15 protein-coding genes are annotated in these 16,813 nt (G+C 63.8%); 4 read left to right on the top strand and 11 right to left on the bottom strand.

Features of this window, described 5'->3' with window-relative positions:
- Positions 1-34 precede the first annotated feature (34 nt).
- Both aceB and aceA read right to left on the bottom strand, forming a co-directional pair.
- Positions 35-1,687: a malate synthase A gene (aceB, locus tag ACSVIE_RS20520; protein WP_442425068.1), complete on the bottom strand. Its 1,653-nt coding sequence runs from the start codon at positions 1,685-1,687 to the stop codon at positions 35-37.
- Positions 1,688-1,780: 93 nt separating this feature from the next.
- Positions 1,781-3,097 carry an isocitrate lyase gene (gene aceA / locus ACSVIE_RS20525; protein ID WP_442425069.1) on the bottom strand — a complete coding sequence of 439 codons (1,317 nt, stop codon included), beginning with the start codon at positions 3,095-3,097 and terminating at the stop codon, positions 1,781-1,783.
- 151 nt (positions 3,098-3,248) lie between these two features.
- Between aceA and ACSVIE_RS20530 the strand changes: the two genes are divergently transcribed.
- Together ACSVIE_RS20530 and ACSVIE_RS20535 are read left to right on the top strand one after the other, a co-directional pair.
- Positions 3,249-4,763 carry a helix-turn-helix domain-containing protein gene (locus ACSVIE_RS20530; RefSeq protein WP_442425070.1) on the top strand — a complete coding sequence of 505 codons (1,515 nt, stop codon included), beginning with the start codon at positions 3,249-3,251 and terminating at the stop codon, positions 4,761-4,763.
- A 156-nt stretch (positions 4,764-4,919) separates the two neighbouring features.
- Entirely contained in the window at positions 4,920-6,212 is a 1,293-nt protein-coding gene (locus ACSVIE_RS20535) for a serpin family protein (protein ID WP_442425071.1), read from the top strand.
- Positions 6,213-6,301: 89 nt separating this feature from the next.
- On the opposite strand, the gene ACSVIE_RS20540 is transcribed toward ACSVIE_RS20535, so the two are convergent.
- Positions 6,302-6,916, bottom strand: a complete 615-nt coding sequence (locus ACSVIE_RS20540; protein ID WP_442425072.1) for a TetR/AcrR family transcriptional regulator — start codon at positions 6,914-6,916, stop codon at positions 6,302-6,304.
- A 292-nt stretch (positions 6,917-7,208) separates the two neighbouring features.
- On the opposite strand from ACSVIE_RS20540, the gene ACSVIE_RS20545 reads away from it, so the two are divergent.
- A complete protein-coding gene (locus ACSVIE_RS20545; protein WP_442425073.1) occupies positions 7,209-8,141 on the top strand; it encodes a cytochrome b/b6 domain-containing protein in 933 nt (310 codons plus the stop codon).
- Here ACSVIE_RS20545 and ACSVIE_RS20550 read toward each other — a convergent pair.
- The 5 genes from ACSVIE_RS20550 to ACSVIE_RS20570 form a co-directional block, all read right to left on the bottom strand.
- Entirely contained in the window at positions 8,138-8,983 is an 846-nt protein-coding gene (locus tag ACSVIE_RS20550; protein WP_442425074.1) for a hydroxymethylpyrimidine/phosphomethylpyrimidine kinase, read from the bottom strand. The genes ACSVIE_RS20545 and ACSVIE_RS20550 overlap by 4 nt on opposite strands.
- A 55-nt stretch (positions 8,984-9,038) precedes the next feature.
- Entirely contained in the window at positions 9,039-10,022 is a 984-nt protein-coding gene (locus tag ACSVIE_RS20555) for a TAXI family TRAP transporter solute-binding subunit (RefSeq protein ID WP_442425075.1), read from the bottom strand.
- Complete coding sequence (locus ACSVIE_RS20560) at positions 10,015-11,430, bottom strand: sensor histidine kinase (protein ID WP_442425076.1); 1,416 nt, start codon at positions 11,428-11,430, stop codon at positions 10,015-10,017. The genes ACSVIE_RS20555 and ACSVIE_RS20560 overlap by 8 nt, the downstream gene beginning before the upstream one ends.
- On the bottom strand, positions 11,427-12,095 hold the full coding sequence (locus tag ACSVIE_RS20565) for a response regulator transcription factor (RefSeq protein ID WP_442425077.1): 669 nt from the start codon (positions 12,093-12,095) through the stop codon (positions 11,427-11,429). Before ACSVIE_RS20565 ends, ACSVIE_RS20560 begins: the two co-directional genes overlap by 4 nt.
- Before the next feature lie 192 nt (positions 12,096-12,287).
- The gene (locus ACSVIE_RS20570; RefSeq protein WP_426005917.1) at positions 12,288-13,673 is read right to left on the bottom strand and encodes an MFS transporter; all 1,386 of its coding nucleotides are present in this window, start codon (positions 13,671-13,673) and stop codon (positions 12,288-12,290) included.
- A 381-nt stretch (positions 13,674-14,054) separates the two neighbouring features.
- Here ACSVIE_RS20570 and ACSVIE_RS20575 point away from each other — a divergent pair, with 381 nt between their 5' ends.
- The gene (locus ACSVIE_RS20575; protein WP_442425078.1) at positions 14,055-14,564 is read left to right on the top strand and encodes a methyltransferase family protein; all 510 of its coding nucleotides are present in this window, start codon (positions 14,055-14,057) and stop codon (positions 14,562-14,564) included.
- Positions 14,565-14,664: 100 nt separating this feature from the next.
- Here ACSVIE_RS20575 and ACSVIE_RS20580 read toward each other — a convergent pair whose 3' ends face one another.
- From ACSVIE_RS20580 to ACSVIE_RS20590, 3 genes are read right to left on the bottom strand one after another with little or no spacing between them, the layout of a single operon-like run.
- Positions 14,665-15,093: a hypothetical protein gene (locus ACSVIE_RS20580; protein ID WP_442425079.1), complete on the bottom strand. Its 429-nt coding sequence runs from the start codon at positions 15,091-15,093 to the stop codon at positions 14,665-14,667.
- Complete coding sequence (locus ACSVIE_RS20585; protein ID WP_442425081.1) at positions 15,093-15,995, bottom strand: TIGR01777 family oxidoreductase; 903 nt, start codon at positions 15,993-15,995, stop codon at positions 15,093-15,095. The genes ACSVIE_RS20580 and ACSVIE_RS20585 overlap by 1 nt, the downstream gene beginning before the upstream one ends.
- Positions 15,989-16,651 carry a TetR/AcrR family transcriptional regulator gene (locus ACSVIE_RS20590; RefSeq protein WP_442425080.1) on the bottom strand — a complete coding sequence of 221 codons (663 nt, stop codon included), beginning with the start codon at positions 16,649-16,651 and terminating at the stop codon, positions 15,989-15,991. The genes ACSVIE_RS20585 and ACSVIE_RS20590 overlap by 7 nt, the downstream gene beginning before the upstream one ends.
- Between the last annotated feature and the right edge of the window lie 162 nt (positions 16,652-16,813).

Genomic DNA, 16,813 nt, shown 5'->3' on the forward strand with positions numbered 1-16,813 from the left:
CGGGGCTTTGTGTTTCCTGGACAATCGCCAGGGGCTAGGCGGCGACCAGTTCTTCTTCCGTTGCCTCTTCCTTGGCCTCGGTGAGGAAGCGGGCGTAGGCGGGGATGGTCAGGAACGTCGGGAATTCCTCGGTGAGGGTGACCTCTTCGAAGATGCTGCGGGCGTCTGCGAAGCGGTCTCCATCGAAGCGTTCCAGGCGGGCGAACTCTTCGTCCAGCATGTCCTGGACCCATTCGCGGGTAATGATGTCTCCGTGCTCGGTGATCGCGTGGGAGTGGATCCACTGCCAAAGCTGGGAGCGGGAGATCTCCGCGGTGGCGGCGTCTTCCATGAGGTTGTGGATGGCCACGGCCCCGTTGCCCCTCAGCCAGGACTCGATGTAGCGGATGCCTACTTCGATGTTCAGGCGGACGCCGGCCTCGGTGATAGAGCCCTCGGTGGTGGAGATGTCGATCAGGGCGCGGTCATCGGGCGTGACGTCCTCGCGGCTTCGGTCCAGCTGGTTCGGCTTCTCCCCAAGTACTGCGTCGAAGACTTCGCGGCACACCGGAACCAGGTCCGGGTGGGCCACCCATGAGCCGTCGAAACCGTCGTTGGCTTCGCGGGTCTTGTCCGCGCGGACCTTCTCGAAGGAAGCTGCGTTGGCGGCCTCGTCCTTCCGGTTCGGAACCGCTGCTGCCATGCCCCCGATTGCCATGGCTCCGCGGCGGTGGCAGGCCCGGACCAGCTGCTCGGTGTAGGCACGCATGAACGGTTGGGTCATGGTGACCTGGCCCCGGTCCGGGAGCACGAAGCGCGGGCCACGGATCCGGAAGTTCTTGATCAGGGAGAAGATGTAGTCCCAGCGGCCGGCGTTCAACCCGGAAGCGTGGTCGCGGAGTTCGTACAGGATTTCTTCCATCTCAAAGGCGGCCGTGATGGTTTCGATCAGCACAGTTGCGCGGATGGTGCCCTGCGGGATGCCGAGCAGGTCCTGGGCCAGGATGAAGATGTCGTTCCACAGCCGTGCTTCGAGGTGGTTCTCGATCTTCGGCAGGTAGAAGTACGGACCCTTGCCCTGGGCCAGGAGGCGGCGGGCGTTGTGGAAGAAGTACAGGCCGAAGTCCACAATGCCGCCGGCGATCGGCTTGCCGTCGATCAGCATGTGCTTCTCCGGCAGGTGCCAGCCACGCGGACGGACCACGATGGTGGGCAGCTCCTCAGCGACCTTGAGTTTGTACTCCTTGCCCTCCGGTGACGTGAAGTCGATCCGGCGTTCCAGTGCATCGGTCAGGTTCAGTTGGCCCTGGATGACGTTTCGCCACGTCGGCGTCGAGGAATCCTCCATATCTGCCAGCCAGACCTTCGCGCCGGAGTTCAAAGCATTGATGGTCATCTTCTTATCCACCGGGCCGGTGATCTCCACGCGTCGGTCCTCCAAGCCCGGAGCCGGGGGAGCCACGCGCCAGGACGGGTCATTGCGGATGCCCTCGGTCTGCGGCAGGAAACGCGGATCCTGGCCGGAGGAGATCGCGTTGCGCCGTGCGTGCCGCGCCTGCATGAGCTCCTGCCGACGATCAGCAACAGCCCGGTGCAGCTTGCCGACGAACTCAAGCGCATCCGGCGTGAGGACCTCGTTCTGCCGTGAAATGGGCTGCGCGGTCAGGGTGATCCCGTTAATAGTGAAGTTGTCGGTGAAGCTGTTCATGGGAGTTGTCCTTTCGGGGACCAACTGGGTCGCAGTTGATGCCGTTATGACGGCTCAAAACGCGCACAACTGCGACTTAGTTGGGGAAGCTTGTTAGTGGAACTGGCCTTCTTCGGTGGATCCCACCAGGGCCAGGGTGGAAGCGTTCGGGTTGAGCGCTGTGGCGATGTCGTCGAAGTAGCCGGTGCCGACTTCGCGCTGGTGCTTGGTGGCGGTGTAGCCGCGGGATTCGGAGGCGAATTCCTTTTCCTGGAGCTCGACGTAGGCGCTCATGCCTTCACGGGCGTAACCGTGGGCGAGGTCGAACATTGAGTAGTTCAGGGCGTGGAAGCCGGCCAGGGTGATGAACTGGAAGGTGAAGCCCATGGCGCCGAGTTCGCGCTGGAACTTCGCGATCGTGGCGTCGTCCAGGTGCTTGCGCCAGTTGAAGGACGGGGAGCAGTTGTAGGAAAGCATTTGGTCCGGGAACTCGGCCTTGACGGCTTCGGCGAACTTGCGGGCCAGTTCCAGGTCCGGGGTGCCCGTTTCCATCCAGATCAGGTCCGAGTAGGGGGCGTAGGCCTTGGCGCGGGCGATGCAGGGTTCGATCCCGTTGCGGACCTTATAGAAGCCCTCGGCCGTACGCTCACCGGTGATGAATTCGTGGTCGCGCTCGTCCACGTCGGAAGTGATCAGGGTTGCGGCCTCGGCGTCGGTGCGGGCGATCACGACAGTCGGGGTACCGGCGACGTCGGCTGCCAGACGGGCTGCGTTCAGGGTCCGGATGTGCTGCTGGGTGGGGATCAGGACCTTGCCGCCCAGGTGACCGCACTTCTTCTCGGAAGCGAGCTGGTCTTCCCAGTGAACGCCCGAGGCACCTGCGGTGATCATGGATTTCATGAGCTCGTAGGCGTTAAGCGGGCCCCCGAAACCGGCTTCGGCGTCGGCGACGATCGGGACCAGCCAGTCCTCGACCGTCTTGATGCCCTCGGCGTATTCGATCTGGTCTGCTCGGAGCAGGGCGTTGTTGATGCGGCGGACAACCTGCGGAACCGAGTTGGCCGGGTACAGGGACTGGTCCGGGTAGGTGTGGCCCGAAAGGTTGGCATCAGCGGCCACCTGCCAACCGGACAGGTAGATGGCGCGCAGCCCGGCCTTGACCTGCTGCACGGCCTGGTTGCCGGTCAGCGCACCCAACGCGTTGGTGTAACCACCGGTGGGTGCTTCCTCCGTGAGCTGCTTCCACAGCTTCTCCGAACCACGGCGGGCCAGGGTGTGCTCTTCGGAGACGCGGCCGCGGAGGCGGACGACGTCGGTGGCCGAGTAATCACGGGTGACGCCCTCCCAGCGCGGGTTGGCGGACCATTCAAGTTCCAGCGCGGCTGCCTGCTGTTCAGCGGTCTGTTCGGCTGGTTCAAACGATGCGGTCATTGCATGTCTCCTCATATGGCGGGGCTCCCGGGCCGGCCTCCGCTGCGTCATTGCTGCTTCGGCCGGCTTGCCCGGGGTCTGTGTTTCTTTTTCGTGAGAACTACTTTTCTGCACTTTCAAGAGGCTTTCCAGAGGAAAGGCATGGAAAGAAATGCAGTTCTTCGCGTATCCTCAAGAAATGTCGCCTGTGAGCTGGAATCGCGAAGTCGCGTCGCCGTCGTCGTCCCCTGCGTCCCCTGAACTGGACGTCATCAGCCTTGGCCGCCGCGTGCGCCATTTGCGCAAGCAAGCAGGCCTGACGCTCGATGACTTGAGTGCCGCCGTCGGGACCGCGCCAAGCCAGCTGAGCCTGATCGAAAACGGCAAGCGCGAGCCCAAGTTGGGTCTGCTGCAGCAGTTGGCTGCGTCCCTCAATGTGAGCATCGACCAGTTGCTGGGGGCGGAGCCGCCCAGCCGTCGTGCGGCCCTGGAAATCGAGCTGGAACGGTACCAGCGGGGACCGCTCTACGAGTCGCTGAACCTGCCGAAAATCCGCATCAGCTCGCGGCTTCCGCTGGAGGTGCTGGAGTCGCAGGTGGGGCTGCTTCAGGAGCTCGAACGCAAGCTTAATGAGCAAGCCGCGACGCCGGAAGAAGCCCGCCGCGCGAACGGCGAGTTGCGTGCCATGATGCGCGAGCGCGGCAACTATTTCCCCGAGTATGAGGCCGAGGCACAGAAGGTCCTCAAGGGCGTCGGCTACACGACGGGTCCGCTGAGCCAGCACGTCATTGCGGACATCGCCGAGAACCTCGGTTTTTCGCTTCACCATGTGGGTGACCTGCCGCATTCCACGCGGTCCGTGACGGATTTGAAGAACCGCAGAATTTATCTGACACAGAACCAGAGGCAGGACCACGACCCCCGCTCGGTGCTCCTCCAAGCGCTGGGGCACTATGTCCTGGGGCACGAAACTCCGCGGAACTACGGCGACTTCCTGGCGCAGCGTGTGGCCACCAATTACTTCGCGGCGGCCTTGTTGCTGCCCGAGCACGCCACGGTGGAGTTCCTGCAAAAGGCCAAGGCGGCCAAGGAAATCGCGGTGGAGGACATTCGCGATGCCTTCGCCGTGTCATACGAAACCGCCGCGCACCGCTTCACCAACCTGGCTACCAAGCACCTGGGCATCACCACGCACTTCCAGAAGACCCACCAGTCCGGCATCATCTACAAGGCGTACGAGAACGACGGCGTGACGTTCCCGCAGGATCACACCGGGGCGATTGAGGGGCAGCCGTCGTGCAAGGCGTGGACCTCGCGGGCTGTGTTCGATGTGCCGGACAAGTTCAGCGCTTACAGCCAGTACACGGATACGCCGTCCGGGACGTACTGGTGCACGGCCCGCACCGAGCGCTCGGCCGCGGGTGAGTTCTCCTTGAGCATTGGTGTTCCGTATCAGCATGTGAAGTGGTTCCGTGGCCGGGAAACAACGGCCCGGGCCACCTCGAACTGCCCGGACCCCAATTGCTGCAAGCGTCCGCCGGCCGCGTTGGCCGACGAATGGGCCGGCAACGCGTGGCCCTCTGCCCGGGCGCATTCCCACCTGCTCGCTGCCATGCCTCCGGGCGCCTTCCCCGGCGTGGACGAAACCGAGGTTTACAGCTTCCTGGCGGCCCACTCGGGGCGCTGACCTCCCCCCTCCCAACCCTCTATCACGGATCGGCCTCTTTTCCGGATCGCTCTCTCACATTCCGGCAACATTCGTCCATCCCTCTTCCACATCGCGTGAACTCTGCCTGCCTTCAGCGCACCATGAAGCCATCACGGTTTCCAAGGGGGTTGGGTCATGGCTCGGACGTTGTCAAGGATCGCCGCAGTTGCTGTGGCGGGTGCGCTGGTAGCCGTCACAGCGTGCGCGCCCCAGCCAGCCGCCGTCGTGCTGGTTAAGGCCGACGGCGTAACGCGCGTTTCGGTCCAAACGGCCGATTACTCCGCGCAGCTTGAGGCGTTCAACGCGTCCGCGCGCAAGCTTGGCGGGACGTTGCTGGCAGATGGCGGCGACTCCACCAACGGCAACGTGGTGTCGGCTCCGGCAAGTTTGCTGATCGCGCTGAGCATGCTCCGCGCTGGTGCTTCGGGCGCCGCAGCGGCGGAGATGGATGCGGTGCTTGGACTCCCTGCAGAGGGGCGCGACGAGGCAATGAACGCGCTACTCGCCTCCCTGGAAAAGTTCGACGGCGACCCCGGCTCCGTTGACGAAGACAACCCGCCGCGCACGCCGGTCATGCACGCAGCCAATGGGCTGTTCGTGGATAAAGGTGTGCCTGCGGGCGAGGGATTTCTCACCACGCTCGCCCGGCATTTCGGCACAGGCGTGTACCCGGTGAGCTTTAGGGACGAGGCCGTGACCAAGACCGCCATCGACCAGTGGGTCAGCAAGAACACCGGTGGCCGTATCAAGGAAGCGCCGGCAAAGTACAGTCCGGACAACACGTTCAGCCTGCTCAACGCGCTCTATTTCGCCGCCGCCTGGCAGACCCCCTTCGATGCGAACGACACCGCGGACCGCCCGTTCACCACGGCCGGTGGTGAAGTGATCAACGTGCCAACCATGCACGCTCCGCTCGCCGTGGCGTACGCGGAAGCTCCCGGGTGGAAAGCTGTGGACCTGCCCTATGCCGAGGGTTTCGTTATGCGGCTGATACTGCCCGACGGCGGCACGCCGGGTTCACGCGGTTCGGAGACGGTGTCGGTTGAGGTGCTTGGGGACGTGGCGAAGGGGTTGGCCTCGGCCTCGCGAGAAATGGTGCAGATCAGTCTGCCGAAGTGGGACCACAAGACCACTTTCGAACTGCGGAAGGTGTTCGAATCCCTGGGACTCAAGGAGACGCTGGCCACTTCCACCGATTTCGACGCGATCCAGCAGGGAATGAAACTGACGCAGGCTGCACAGGCCGCCAACATTACCGTTGCCGAGAAGGGGACCATCGCTTCCGCCGTGACCCAGATCAACGCAGAGGCCTCCAGCGCCTTGGTTCCGGATCGCGTGATGATCCTTGACCGTCCGTTCCACTACGAGATTCTGCACGTGGAGAGCGGAATGCCGCTGTTTACCGGGTGGGTGGCAGACCCCCGTTAGGTCGGCGAATCGAGTTCGCTGGAACGATGCGGCGTCGCCGGAAGTTTCCCGGTGTGCAAGCACGCTTCCGGCGAATTCGGCGCGCGGCGCTAGGGAACCAGCCGCGCCACCAGCACTGCCGCGGCCTTTACGACGTCGTCCGCCTCCTTCTTGCTGCCACTCAAGGCGACCTCCTGGCCGGCAACCGTAATGATGTCCGTGATCACCGCGACGGTGAGCCGGCCCAGGGTGTCCTCGCTGGTGCCGAGCAGGACGGAATTTTGGCGCACCCACTCGCGGCCGCGTTCGCGCCGGAGGACCTCAAAGCCCGGGGGAGTGTCGCCCTCGATGAAGACGCGCTCCAAGTCGCGGTGCTTCCAGGTGTAGTCGAAGTAGGTCCGGCTGCCGACGTTGAAGAGCGCCAGCGGATCGTCTTCGCCGGACTTGCGGGCTCTGGCGACGGCGGTCGCCACCAGGCGTTCGTGCTCGTTCTGGTAGTCGTCCCACAGGGCGAGGAACAGTTCGGTCTTGCCGCCGAAGTGGTGGTAGAGGCTGCCGACACTGGAGCCGGAGCGGGCAACAATATCGGAGATCCCGGCGTTGCTGAAGCCCTGCTCGGAGAAAACGGCGCCGGCCGCGTCAAGAAGGTTCCGGCGGGTGGCCGCCGTGCGCGACCATTGCCAGGAGCCCGCGTGGACCCCGGCGTCAGACGTCTTCCGGACCATGGGACCTCCTTGCCGCAGCGTCGGTGTGTCTTCCGGACGGTTTCTGGAATGCTGAACCGACCGAGAGGCGGATGGGAGCGGCCCATCCTTGACCAAGGCCCAAAATACAGGAAATAATTCTGGAAGTCTGTTCTAGAAATATGTATTGCAGTATGTAACCAAATGCTGCGATTTTTGACGCCGAACGCCCCAAAACCCGGGAGCCGTTTTCACCGTCGGGCAGCAACTGGTTGAATCGCTATGAGAGCGCCAACTGGTCGCACGCCAACAAGCCAGAGAGGAACGCGGCCTGATGTCCGTTTCAAGCAAGTCGTCCGGGATCACGTCGAACAGGTGGTTCAAACCAGGGGTCATCACCGCTGGCGCGCTGGTGTTGGCGCTGGTCCTGGTGCTGGTTGCGATGTGGCTGCGGACGCTGGAACCCGTGAAGCAGTTCCTCATCGACTACCCCGGCCACTCTGACCTGCCCGAGGGAGCTCCCACCGGATTCCCTGCCTGGCTTGGCTGGCAGCACTTCCTCAATATGTTCTTCCTGGTCCTCATCATCCGATCGGGTTGGCAGGTGCGGACCACCACCCGTCCGCCCGCCTATTGGACCCGGAACAACAAGGGCTTCATCAAAACCAAGAACCCGCCCACCAAGATCAGCCTGGACCTCTGGTTCCACCTGACGCTGGATGCATTGTGGGTGCTCAACGGCATCATCTTCATCGTGCTGCTCTTTGCCACCGGCCAGTGGCTCAGGATTGTGCCCACCAGTTGGGACGTCTTCCCGAACGCTGTCTCGGCCGGCCTGCAGTACGCCTCGCTGAACTGGCCCGTCGAAAACGGCTGGAACAACTACAACGCCCTGCAGTTGCTGACGTACTTCATCACCGTCTTCATCGCTGCGCCCCTGGCGATCATTACGGGCCTGCGGATGTCCGGTGCGTGGCCCAAGAAGGCTGCGGTCAACAAGTTCTACCCGATCGAACTGGCCCGCAAGATCCATTTCCCGGTAATGATCTACTTCGTGGCGTTCGTGATCGTCCACGTGACGCTGGTCCTCGCCACCGGCGCCCTCCGCAACCTCAACCACATGTACGCCGCTAACGACGACAACACCAGCTGGTGGGGCTTCGGTATCTTCGCTGCGTCGATCGTCTTCACCGCCGCCGGGTGGTTCCTGGCCCGCCCGCTGTTCCTCCGCCCGATCGCGTCCCTGATGGGCAAGGTCTCGCGCTAGCTCAGCGCGACGCCCTGCCACAGGGCGTCGAACGGGGCGCCGGAGGCCACGCGGTTGCGGATTCCCTCGGTCACGAAAGCCTTCGCAGTCCGGGCCGCCTCAAGCGGGGTGGCACCCTTGGCGAGCTCGGCGGTCACTGCGGCGGCCAGCGAGCAGCCGGCACCGGACACGGCAACCTCGCCCACCTTCGGGGCGCGCAGGACTTCCAGCGTCTCGCCGTCGTAGAAAACGTCGACGGCGTCAGCACCTTCCAGCCGCACCCCGCCTTTGGCAAGGACCGCTGCGCCGCTGAGCTCGTGGATGCGGATGGCTGCGGCTTTCAGCGATTCCTCATCCGTGATGGCAATGCCGGACAACGACTCGGCCTCGAAGTGGTTCGGGGTGACGAACGTGGCCAAGGGAAGGATCTGGGCCTTCAACGCCTGGTCGGTATCCAACGCGTGCCCCGGTTCCTGGCCCTTGCAGATCAACACAGGGTCCAGCACGATGTTGGCGAACGCGCCGCCACGCAGGGCCTCCTCAACCGTGCTGATGGTGGCCGGGCTGCCGAGCATTCCGATCTTCACGGTGTCCAGAACCGAAGGTGCGCCGGAAGCGGCACCGTAGGCCGCCGTCGTTGCTTCCAGTTGGTCCGCGATAACCTGCTGGTCCACCGGGACGAAGCGGTGGTTCCAGTCGTCCTTGGGGTCGAAGGAGACGATGCAGGTGAGGTTGACGATGCCGAACACTCCCAGTTCCTGGAAGGTCTTGAGGTCGGCTTGCGCACCGGCGCCGCCGGTCGCTTCCGAGCCGGCGATGGTCAGTGCAATGGCAGGGGAAACGGCTGAAGTCATGGATTCCATTTTGCCAGTTTCCTGAGGGTGTCCCGTTTCCGGGCATACCGGGCATACCGGGCGGTCAGCCGTGCAGTTCCCGGTAGCCCGCCTGGGCAGCGGAATGCAGGGGAACACCGGCGGTATTGATGAGGGTTTCCGGACTGAGGAACTGCACCCCGGCGCTCGAGGCCGGGACGAGCTCACTGGCCCGTTCCACCAGGAGCTGCACCGTACTGCGCGCCAACGCGTCGGCGAGGTCCCGCCGGCACAGCAGCAGGTTGGCCACCCCCAACGTCCAGACCGCGGGAGCGTCACCGTAGGTGCCGGCGGGAATCAGGACGCGGTCGTAGAAAAATCCGGAGAGGGTCCTGGTGGGCTGGATGAGGTCGGAAAGGTCCAGGAGCCGCAGCTGCACTTCGTCCGCTGTGCCGACGATCGGTGCGGTGGGCACACCGCCGGACTGGATCATGACGTCGATCGACCCGTCCTTGAGTGCGGCCAGTCCCTCGCTGAGCCCCAGGTTCACCTGCCTCACCGGTCCCGGGGCGGCGCCCCCGGCCAGGCCTGCAGCCGCCAGGATGCGGTCCGCAGTCAGCGACGTGCCCGAACCAACTTCGCCAACGCCGGCGGTCCGCCCTGCAAGCTGGGCAACACTGCGGATGCCACTGTCCTCCCGGACAATGCAGTGCACGTAGTTTTCATACACCTTGCCCAAGGCCACCAGGTCTTTTCCGTCCTGGCTGGCCGCTTCCTGCCCTGCGGCGGCCCGTACGGCGGCATCGGCGAGGGCGACGGCGAATGTCGCCTCGCCGGACAAGACGCGCCGGATGTTGTCGAGACTGCCGCCCGTGATCAGCGTTTCGGTAGACGATGCCACCCCTTCCCGCTGCAGGAGCCCGGCGAGCAGCGTGGCGAACTCAAGGTAGAACCCTCCGGTTTCGCCGCCCGCCACGGTTACTTTGCCCGCTTGATCGACGGCGGTACAGGCGCTCGCTCCAACGGCTGACAGCCCAGCGGCGAGCCCCACCGCGAGCAGCTTCCTCCGCGTCAGCTGAGGATCACGCACCGGTTCCTCCTGCCGGGGACGGGAACTCGACGCGAGCCGACAGTCCGTGCGGCTTCCTGTTCTGCAGTACCAGCGTTCCCTGGTTGGCCTGCGCCAGGCGCTCCACGATCGTCATTCCCAAACCATTTCCTTCGATCGCGCCGTGCTGCGGCCCCCTCCAAAACCTGGTTTTAGCGGCGGCCAGGCTTTGTTCGGGGATGCCGGGACCGTCGTCCGAAATCACGACGGCGGCACCTCCTTGCGTCTTTTGCGTCGCCACGGTGATGTGGCCGCCCGGGGCGTATTTGATGGCGTTGGCCAGGAGCTCACGCACCATCTGTGCCAGTTCTTCCGGGTTGCAGGGGACTTCCACCGGGGACCCGGGAAAGTCCGTGGCAAGGGTTGATCCGGCCCTTTCGGCCGTCGGCATGGCACGCTCAACTTCTCCCTGCAGCACGGGAACGGCATCGATCACGGACGCCCGTCGCCCTGCCATCGGGTGCGCTGCAGGGGCAGCCCCCGCGGAGGCGCGGTGCTCAGCGGCAGCCAGCTTCAGCACGCCGTCGAGCATGTCCTCAACCCGCTCAAGCTCGGCCACCACACCCGCTGCGGCTTGCTGTTCCTTGGCCGAACGAAGTTCCAGCTGCAGCAGGTCGATGCGCAGCCGCAACGCGGCCACCGGGTTCCGGAGCTGGTGCGACGTGTCGGCGATCAGGCGGCGCTGTGATTCCATGCTCTCGGTGACCGTATTGGCCATGGCCGTGAAGGAACGGCTGAGTTCGCGGAGCTCGGGCGGTCCGGCTTCGGGGAGCTGGATGGTCCTGCCCGTGGCTTCCAGTTCATGGACAGCAGAACTGAGCCGCTGCACGGGCCTGAGAACCCAGCCGGTAATGCGTGAGGCCGCAAGGAGGAGCAGCGCGGCCAAAGCCAAAGCCGCGAGCCCAACAGCACCCCAGCGTTCCCGGAGTTTCCGGCGCGCCGTGTCGAGGTCCACTTCAACCACCGCTTCGCCCAGGACCTGGCTGGCTGTCCCGAATGGACGCGAGAGGACCTCGTTGCCGGTGGTGAACGGGCTCACCGGGTTCAGCGTTGTGTCACTGAGGTTGAGGCTCGCACGTCCCAGGGCGTCACGGACATCGTGCCGTTCCTCGCTGAGTCCGCCCGAGGCGACCGTGGTGTCCTGCAGCCGGATCAGGACACCCTCGCCGTACAGTTCGGAGTACCGGTTCATCTCGCGTTCCAGCTGGGTGGTGTTGTTGTCCTGCGCGGCGTCGCTTGCCAGTTGGGCGAACCTGTTGAGGGCTGCGACCCGGTTGATTTGCAGTTCCTGGGTCAGTTCGCGGCCTGCCGATGTCAGGATCACGCTGGAAACGGTGGCTACGATGACCACCACCAGCAGGCTCAGGATGCCGAGGACCCGCACCCTCATTCGGGTTCGCCCTCCACGCGGTAGCCCACGCCGCGTACGTTGATGATGAACCCCGGCTGCTGGAGCTTGGAACGCAAGGCCGTGAGATGGACATCCAGGGAGCGTGAATTCGCGAGGAAAGCATCACCCCAGAGGGCGTCCAGGATCTGTTCGCGCGTCACCACCGAGCCGGCGTTCCTGGCCAGGAGGCTGAGGAGGTCGAACTCGGTCGCTGTCAGTGCCAGTTCCCGGGTTTCGACGGCGGCCACGCGGCGGTCCAGGTCCACTGTCACGGGTCCTACGGTGATGACGTGGGGTGTGCCCTGCCCTGAACGGCTGGTACGTCGGGTCACCGCCTCGATCCTTGCCAGCAGTTCCACGAGTTTCACGGGCTTGACCAGGTAGTCGTCTGCTCCTGAACGCAGGCCCAGCACCACGCTGCGTTCATCATCACGGGCCGTGAGGATCAGGATGGGAGCCTGCGTGACCTGGCGCAGTTTCCTGAGGACGTCCAGGCCGTCGATGTCGGGGAGGCCGAGGTCGAGGAGGATCACCTCATGTTGCCGATGGGCCAGCAGTGCGTCTTCACCCCGGGAAACCCGTGCAGCTTTGTGGCCAGCGGATGCGACGGCGGCAGCAAGGGCAGATGCTACGGAGTCGTCATCCTCGACGATAAGCACGTGCACTGTGGGGTTTCCTCCTGCTTGCGGGGCGTTTGCTCCGTCTTGGAGGTTACTCCTTTCCCAACGCTCTATCACCTTCCGGCGCCTTCAGGGAATCCCTCTATCACCAAACGCCCACCCCTTAGCCAAGCTGGGCCCGCCCTGCGTTCTTTGGAATGACCAAAGGGCGCAGGGCGGGCCTCGCAGGCACGGCCTTTAGGCGTTGACGAGGTCCTTCTTGTCGTCCTCGTCCTTGACCTTGAACGCGCTGCCTTGCTCGGCGTCCAGGTGGGTAGCCTTCTTGTTCTTCAACGCAAAGATGTACACCAGCAGGGATACGAAGATCGCGGCCGTTACGTAGGTGAAGAACAGGTTTTCCTGGCCGGACTTCTGCAGTGCTGCGCCGATCAACGGAACGGTGCCGCCGAACAGCGAGTTGGCAATTGCGTAGCCCAGGCCCACGCCCAGGGCCCGGATCGATGCCGGAAAGAGCTCGGCCTTCACCAAGGCGTTGATGGACGTGTAGCCGCCAACCATGAGCAGGCCGCCCATCATCAGGAGGAACGCCATGAAGGGGTCCTGCGTGCCGGCCAAAGTGGACAGCAGCGGCCACGTGAACAGGACACCTGTGACGCCGAACCACACCAGCAGGGGCTTTCGGCCGATTTTGTCCGAGATCATGCCATACACCGGCTGCAGCAGCATGAAGATGAACAGTGCCCAGAAGTTGATCACAGAGGTGTCGGTCTTGGCGATGCCGGAGGTATCGTTCATGAACTTCAGGATGAAGTTGGTGTACGTGTAGAACGCCACCGTGCCACCGAGCGTGATGCCGATGCAGATGAGCAATGGCTTCCAGTGCTTGGTGAAGAGGAGCTTCATGGTGCCCGGCTGGGCTTCGCCTTCCACCTTGATGTGGGCCGCGCGGATCTGGTCGGCCGAGACGGTTTCCTCCATGGAACGGCGGAGCCAGAGGACAACCAAGGCAGCGACGCCGCCGATCGCGAACGGAATGCGCCAGCCCCACTCGGTGAGGGCTTCTTTGGTCATGGTGTTCTGCAGGATCACGAGGACGAGGAGAGCCAACATCTGGCCACCCACCAGCGTCACGTACTGGAAGCTGGAGAAGAAACCGCGGCGCTTCGCCGTTGCGGCTTCGGACATGTAGGTGGCGCTGGTTCCGTACTCACCGCCGACGGAGAATCCCTGCAGCACGCGGATGAACACCAGCAAGATCATGGACCACAAGCCGATGACGTCCTGCGTGGGGAGGATCGCAATGCAGAATGAGCCCGCGGACATCATGGTGACACTTAGCGTCAGCGCGGCCTTACGGCCCTTGCGGTCTGCGTAGCGGCCGAAGAACCAGCTGCCGACTGGACGGGCGAGGAACGACGTCGAGAACACGGCCATCGCTTCGAGGCCCGCCTGCAGATCGTCCGACGAATTAAAGAAGTGTGACTGGAAGTATGCAGCAAACGCCGTGTAGACGTAGACATCGAACCACTCCACGAGGTTGCCCGCGGAGCCCTTGAGGATATTGCTCACGGCCTTGCGTGTTTGGGCCGCCTCGCTGAGGGGCGCAGCTTGTTGGGTGCTCATCAATGAACCTTCCTGGCCGGCTGCGCACGTGGCAGCCGTGTCTTTCATGAGTTCGTGCTGTCCATGAAGCTCGTGCTCATGGCGTCCTTGCGCATGGCTCTTCGTGACTTAGAAAGGCCCTCTTGGGGGTGAAGAGGACGTATTCCAAACTATGGGTGATGCACGGCACAGCCAACGCGGGAGGGGATTTCCTAACACTTCCTTAGGTTTCCCCCGCCGGACGCTCTCTCACCGTTCGCCGGTTTTGGGCGGACGCTCTCTCAGGGATCGCCGGTTTTGGGCGGATGCTCTCTCAGGGATCGCCGGTTTTGGGCGGATGCTCTCTCACTCCGTGCGTGCAGGCCGTGGCCTTCGGGCTGGGACGGGATTAATGTTCATGGCATGGGCACACTTCGGCGGGTGGTTCTCATCCTGAAACAGGAAGCAGGCGGAATACCGCTTCCACCTGGTCAAGTGCTCGGACTCGTCCTGGACGGGGTCCTCGACCGGGTATTGCCGACGCCGATCACACCAGTTCGTGGCACTCGCAAAGTCGTGGGGACGATCTTGCTGCTGACCGGCACGGGAGTTACAGCCTGGGCGGTTGTGGAACGACGACGCCACACCGTGGGGACCTTTGCCTTGGGCCGCCCTGAAGAACTTGTGACCAGCGGCCCCTATGCCCTGAGCCGTCATCCTATGTACTTGGGCTGGTGGATGATCCATGCCGGTGTAGCGGCATTCAGGGGTTCGCCGTGGGCTCTGGTGACTCTGCCGGCGGGCATGCTGGTGGAACATCTTGGCGCCCTCTGGGAAGAAAGGGCACTTCAGAAAGAGTTTGGGCAGCCCTACATCGAGTACGTGAGGGAGGTGCCGCGTTACGTCGGAATCCCACGGCGCCACGAACCTTGAGATGGACGGTGAGAGAGCGTTCGGCTGAGGGGGCGCTTTGGTGAGAGAGCGTTCGGCTGAGGGGGCGCTTTGGTGAGAGAGCGTTCGGCTGAGGGGGCGCTTAGGTGAGAGAGCGTTGCGTGATGCGGACGAGTCGCCAGACCGATAGCCGGCCGATCCCTGCTGCCAGCGCAATGGACAGGCTAAACAAGGTTGCGCCCCAACTCGAGAAACCGCCGAAGGGTAGGCAGATGAGAGCCCCGGTCGCGAAAAACGCAGCCACGTGAAGCCATTGGTTGCGCACGCGGCGCATGGCCAATCCCAGTAAAGCTCCTACGGCCGTGCCGATGAATGCCACGGGGATCGCGGCGTAAACAAAGAAGATCAGAGCCCAGTCGGGAGCCTGCACGGCCAACAACGAGCTGAAGACCAGGTACGCAACCAGGACACCCAGGGCCAGGCTCTTGCCATTGAGAACCACCCGGTGCAGGGGGCGGTACTGCGGCGTGTTCAACTCTGCCGGAGCATACTCATCACTCGGGTCGGTCATCATCGGCTGGATCTGCTGATCGCGTTGAGGGCGTCGGCAAGAGCGGGATACTGAAACGCGAAGCCGGCCTCCACCAGCTTCCTTGGCTCGACCCATCGGCTCTTCAGGACCAGTTCGGTCTCCGTGCGGATGATGACGGCGCCCATCCCCAACAGCCACGCCGGTGTTGGAACTCCGAACGGCACACCGAGGCTCCGCCGGACCAAGGACATCAGTTCACGGTTGTCCACAGCATATGGCGACGCCGCATTGACTGGCCCGGACAGCTCGGGCCGCTCGTGAAGGAACAGAACCGAATGAAACAAGTCCTCCACATGAATCCAGCTGAACTTCTGCGTCCCGCGGCCCATGTGCCCGCCCAGCCCGAGCCGCGCCAGGTTCCGGAAGGGACCCATGACTCCTCCGTCCCTGCCGAGGACAATGGCGATCCGCAGAGGAATTTGCCGGGTCAACGGAGTTGAGGCCGCCGCCAGTTCGTCCTCCCACGCGCGGGCCACGGAGACGGAGAATCCGCTACCCAACTCGCCAGCGATTTCTGACTGCGGCCGGTCCTCCGCGTGCCGGTAAATGGTCCCGGTGCTCGCATTGATCCACGTGCGTGGCGGTTCATCACAACGGGAGAGTGCGACCCCCAACGATCGCGTCGTCTGTACCCGCGAGTCAAGGATCTCCCGACGGTTCCGCTCGTTGTATCGGCAGTTGACCGTTCGTCCGGCGAGGTTTACCAGCAGTTCGGCGCCGTTAAGCGCCTTGGCGATGCCGCCGTCGTCGTTCCATTGGGCGTCAGCCGAAGTGTCCCGCCCGATGGTGCGGACCTGCCAGCCCTCCGCGGCGAACCGCCTCCGGAAGTACCGTCCGATGAAGCCCGACGCTCCCGCGACCACCACCGTGGGTGTCACGATTCGGCCTTCACGCTGCGGACCACTCCCAGGACGTCGTCGAACACCTTGCTGACGCCTGGGATCTTTGCCAATGACAGCCCGCGCGCAACCAGCGGCGCCGCGCCGTCGATGAGCTTGCGGGTGCGGCGCTGGCCCTCGGACGCGTCGTAAACCCAGAACAGCGCGATTCCCATGTACGCCAGCCACAACAGTTCCGGCAGGTCTGCCCGGAGTTTCCTGGCGACGGCGGGGGAGGAACCGTCGACGGCGGAACGGAAGATCGCGAGCGAAGCGTCACGTGCGGCGGTGGACGCCTCGCCGAACGGATTAACGGGCGACGACGGCCGGATCGCCGTCGCGATGAAGTCGGAACCGAACTCGTGGTACGGGGTCATGACGTCGATGCCCGTGTGCAGCACGGCCTTGAGCCGGCCGGTGAGATCCTGCACGTTGTGAAGGGCCGCGGCCGCGGCGACAGCATGCTCGTCCTGCACCTGGAGGTAAAGCTCCTGGACCAGCTCGTCCTTTGACGCGAAGTAATAGTAGGCGTTGCCCACCGAGACGCCGGCTTCTTGGGCGATGGCCCGCATGGTGGTCTTCTCGAAGCCGATCTCGCGGAACATCTTCAGTGCGACGTCGGCTACGAGTTGCCGTGTTTGTTCGCTCTTGGCAGCCATGTTGGTTCCTTCGTCAGATTCTTGAACGTGTTCAAGAATGAGTGTGGCACAAGTTTTGAACGCGTTCAAACAGGGTGGGGGTTTTGGTGAGAGAGGGTGGCGGGAAACCGGGCGGAAGGTGAGAGAGGGTGGCGGGAAACCGGGCGGAAGGTGAGAGAGGGT

This window comes from Paenarthrobacter sp. NCHU4564, assembly GCF_052156435.1.
Classification (GTDB): Bacteria; Actinomycetota; Actinomycetes; order Actinomycetales; family Micrococcaceae; genus Arthrobacter.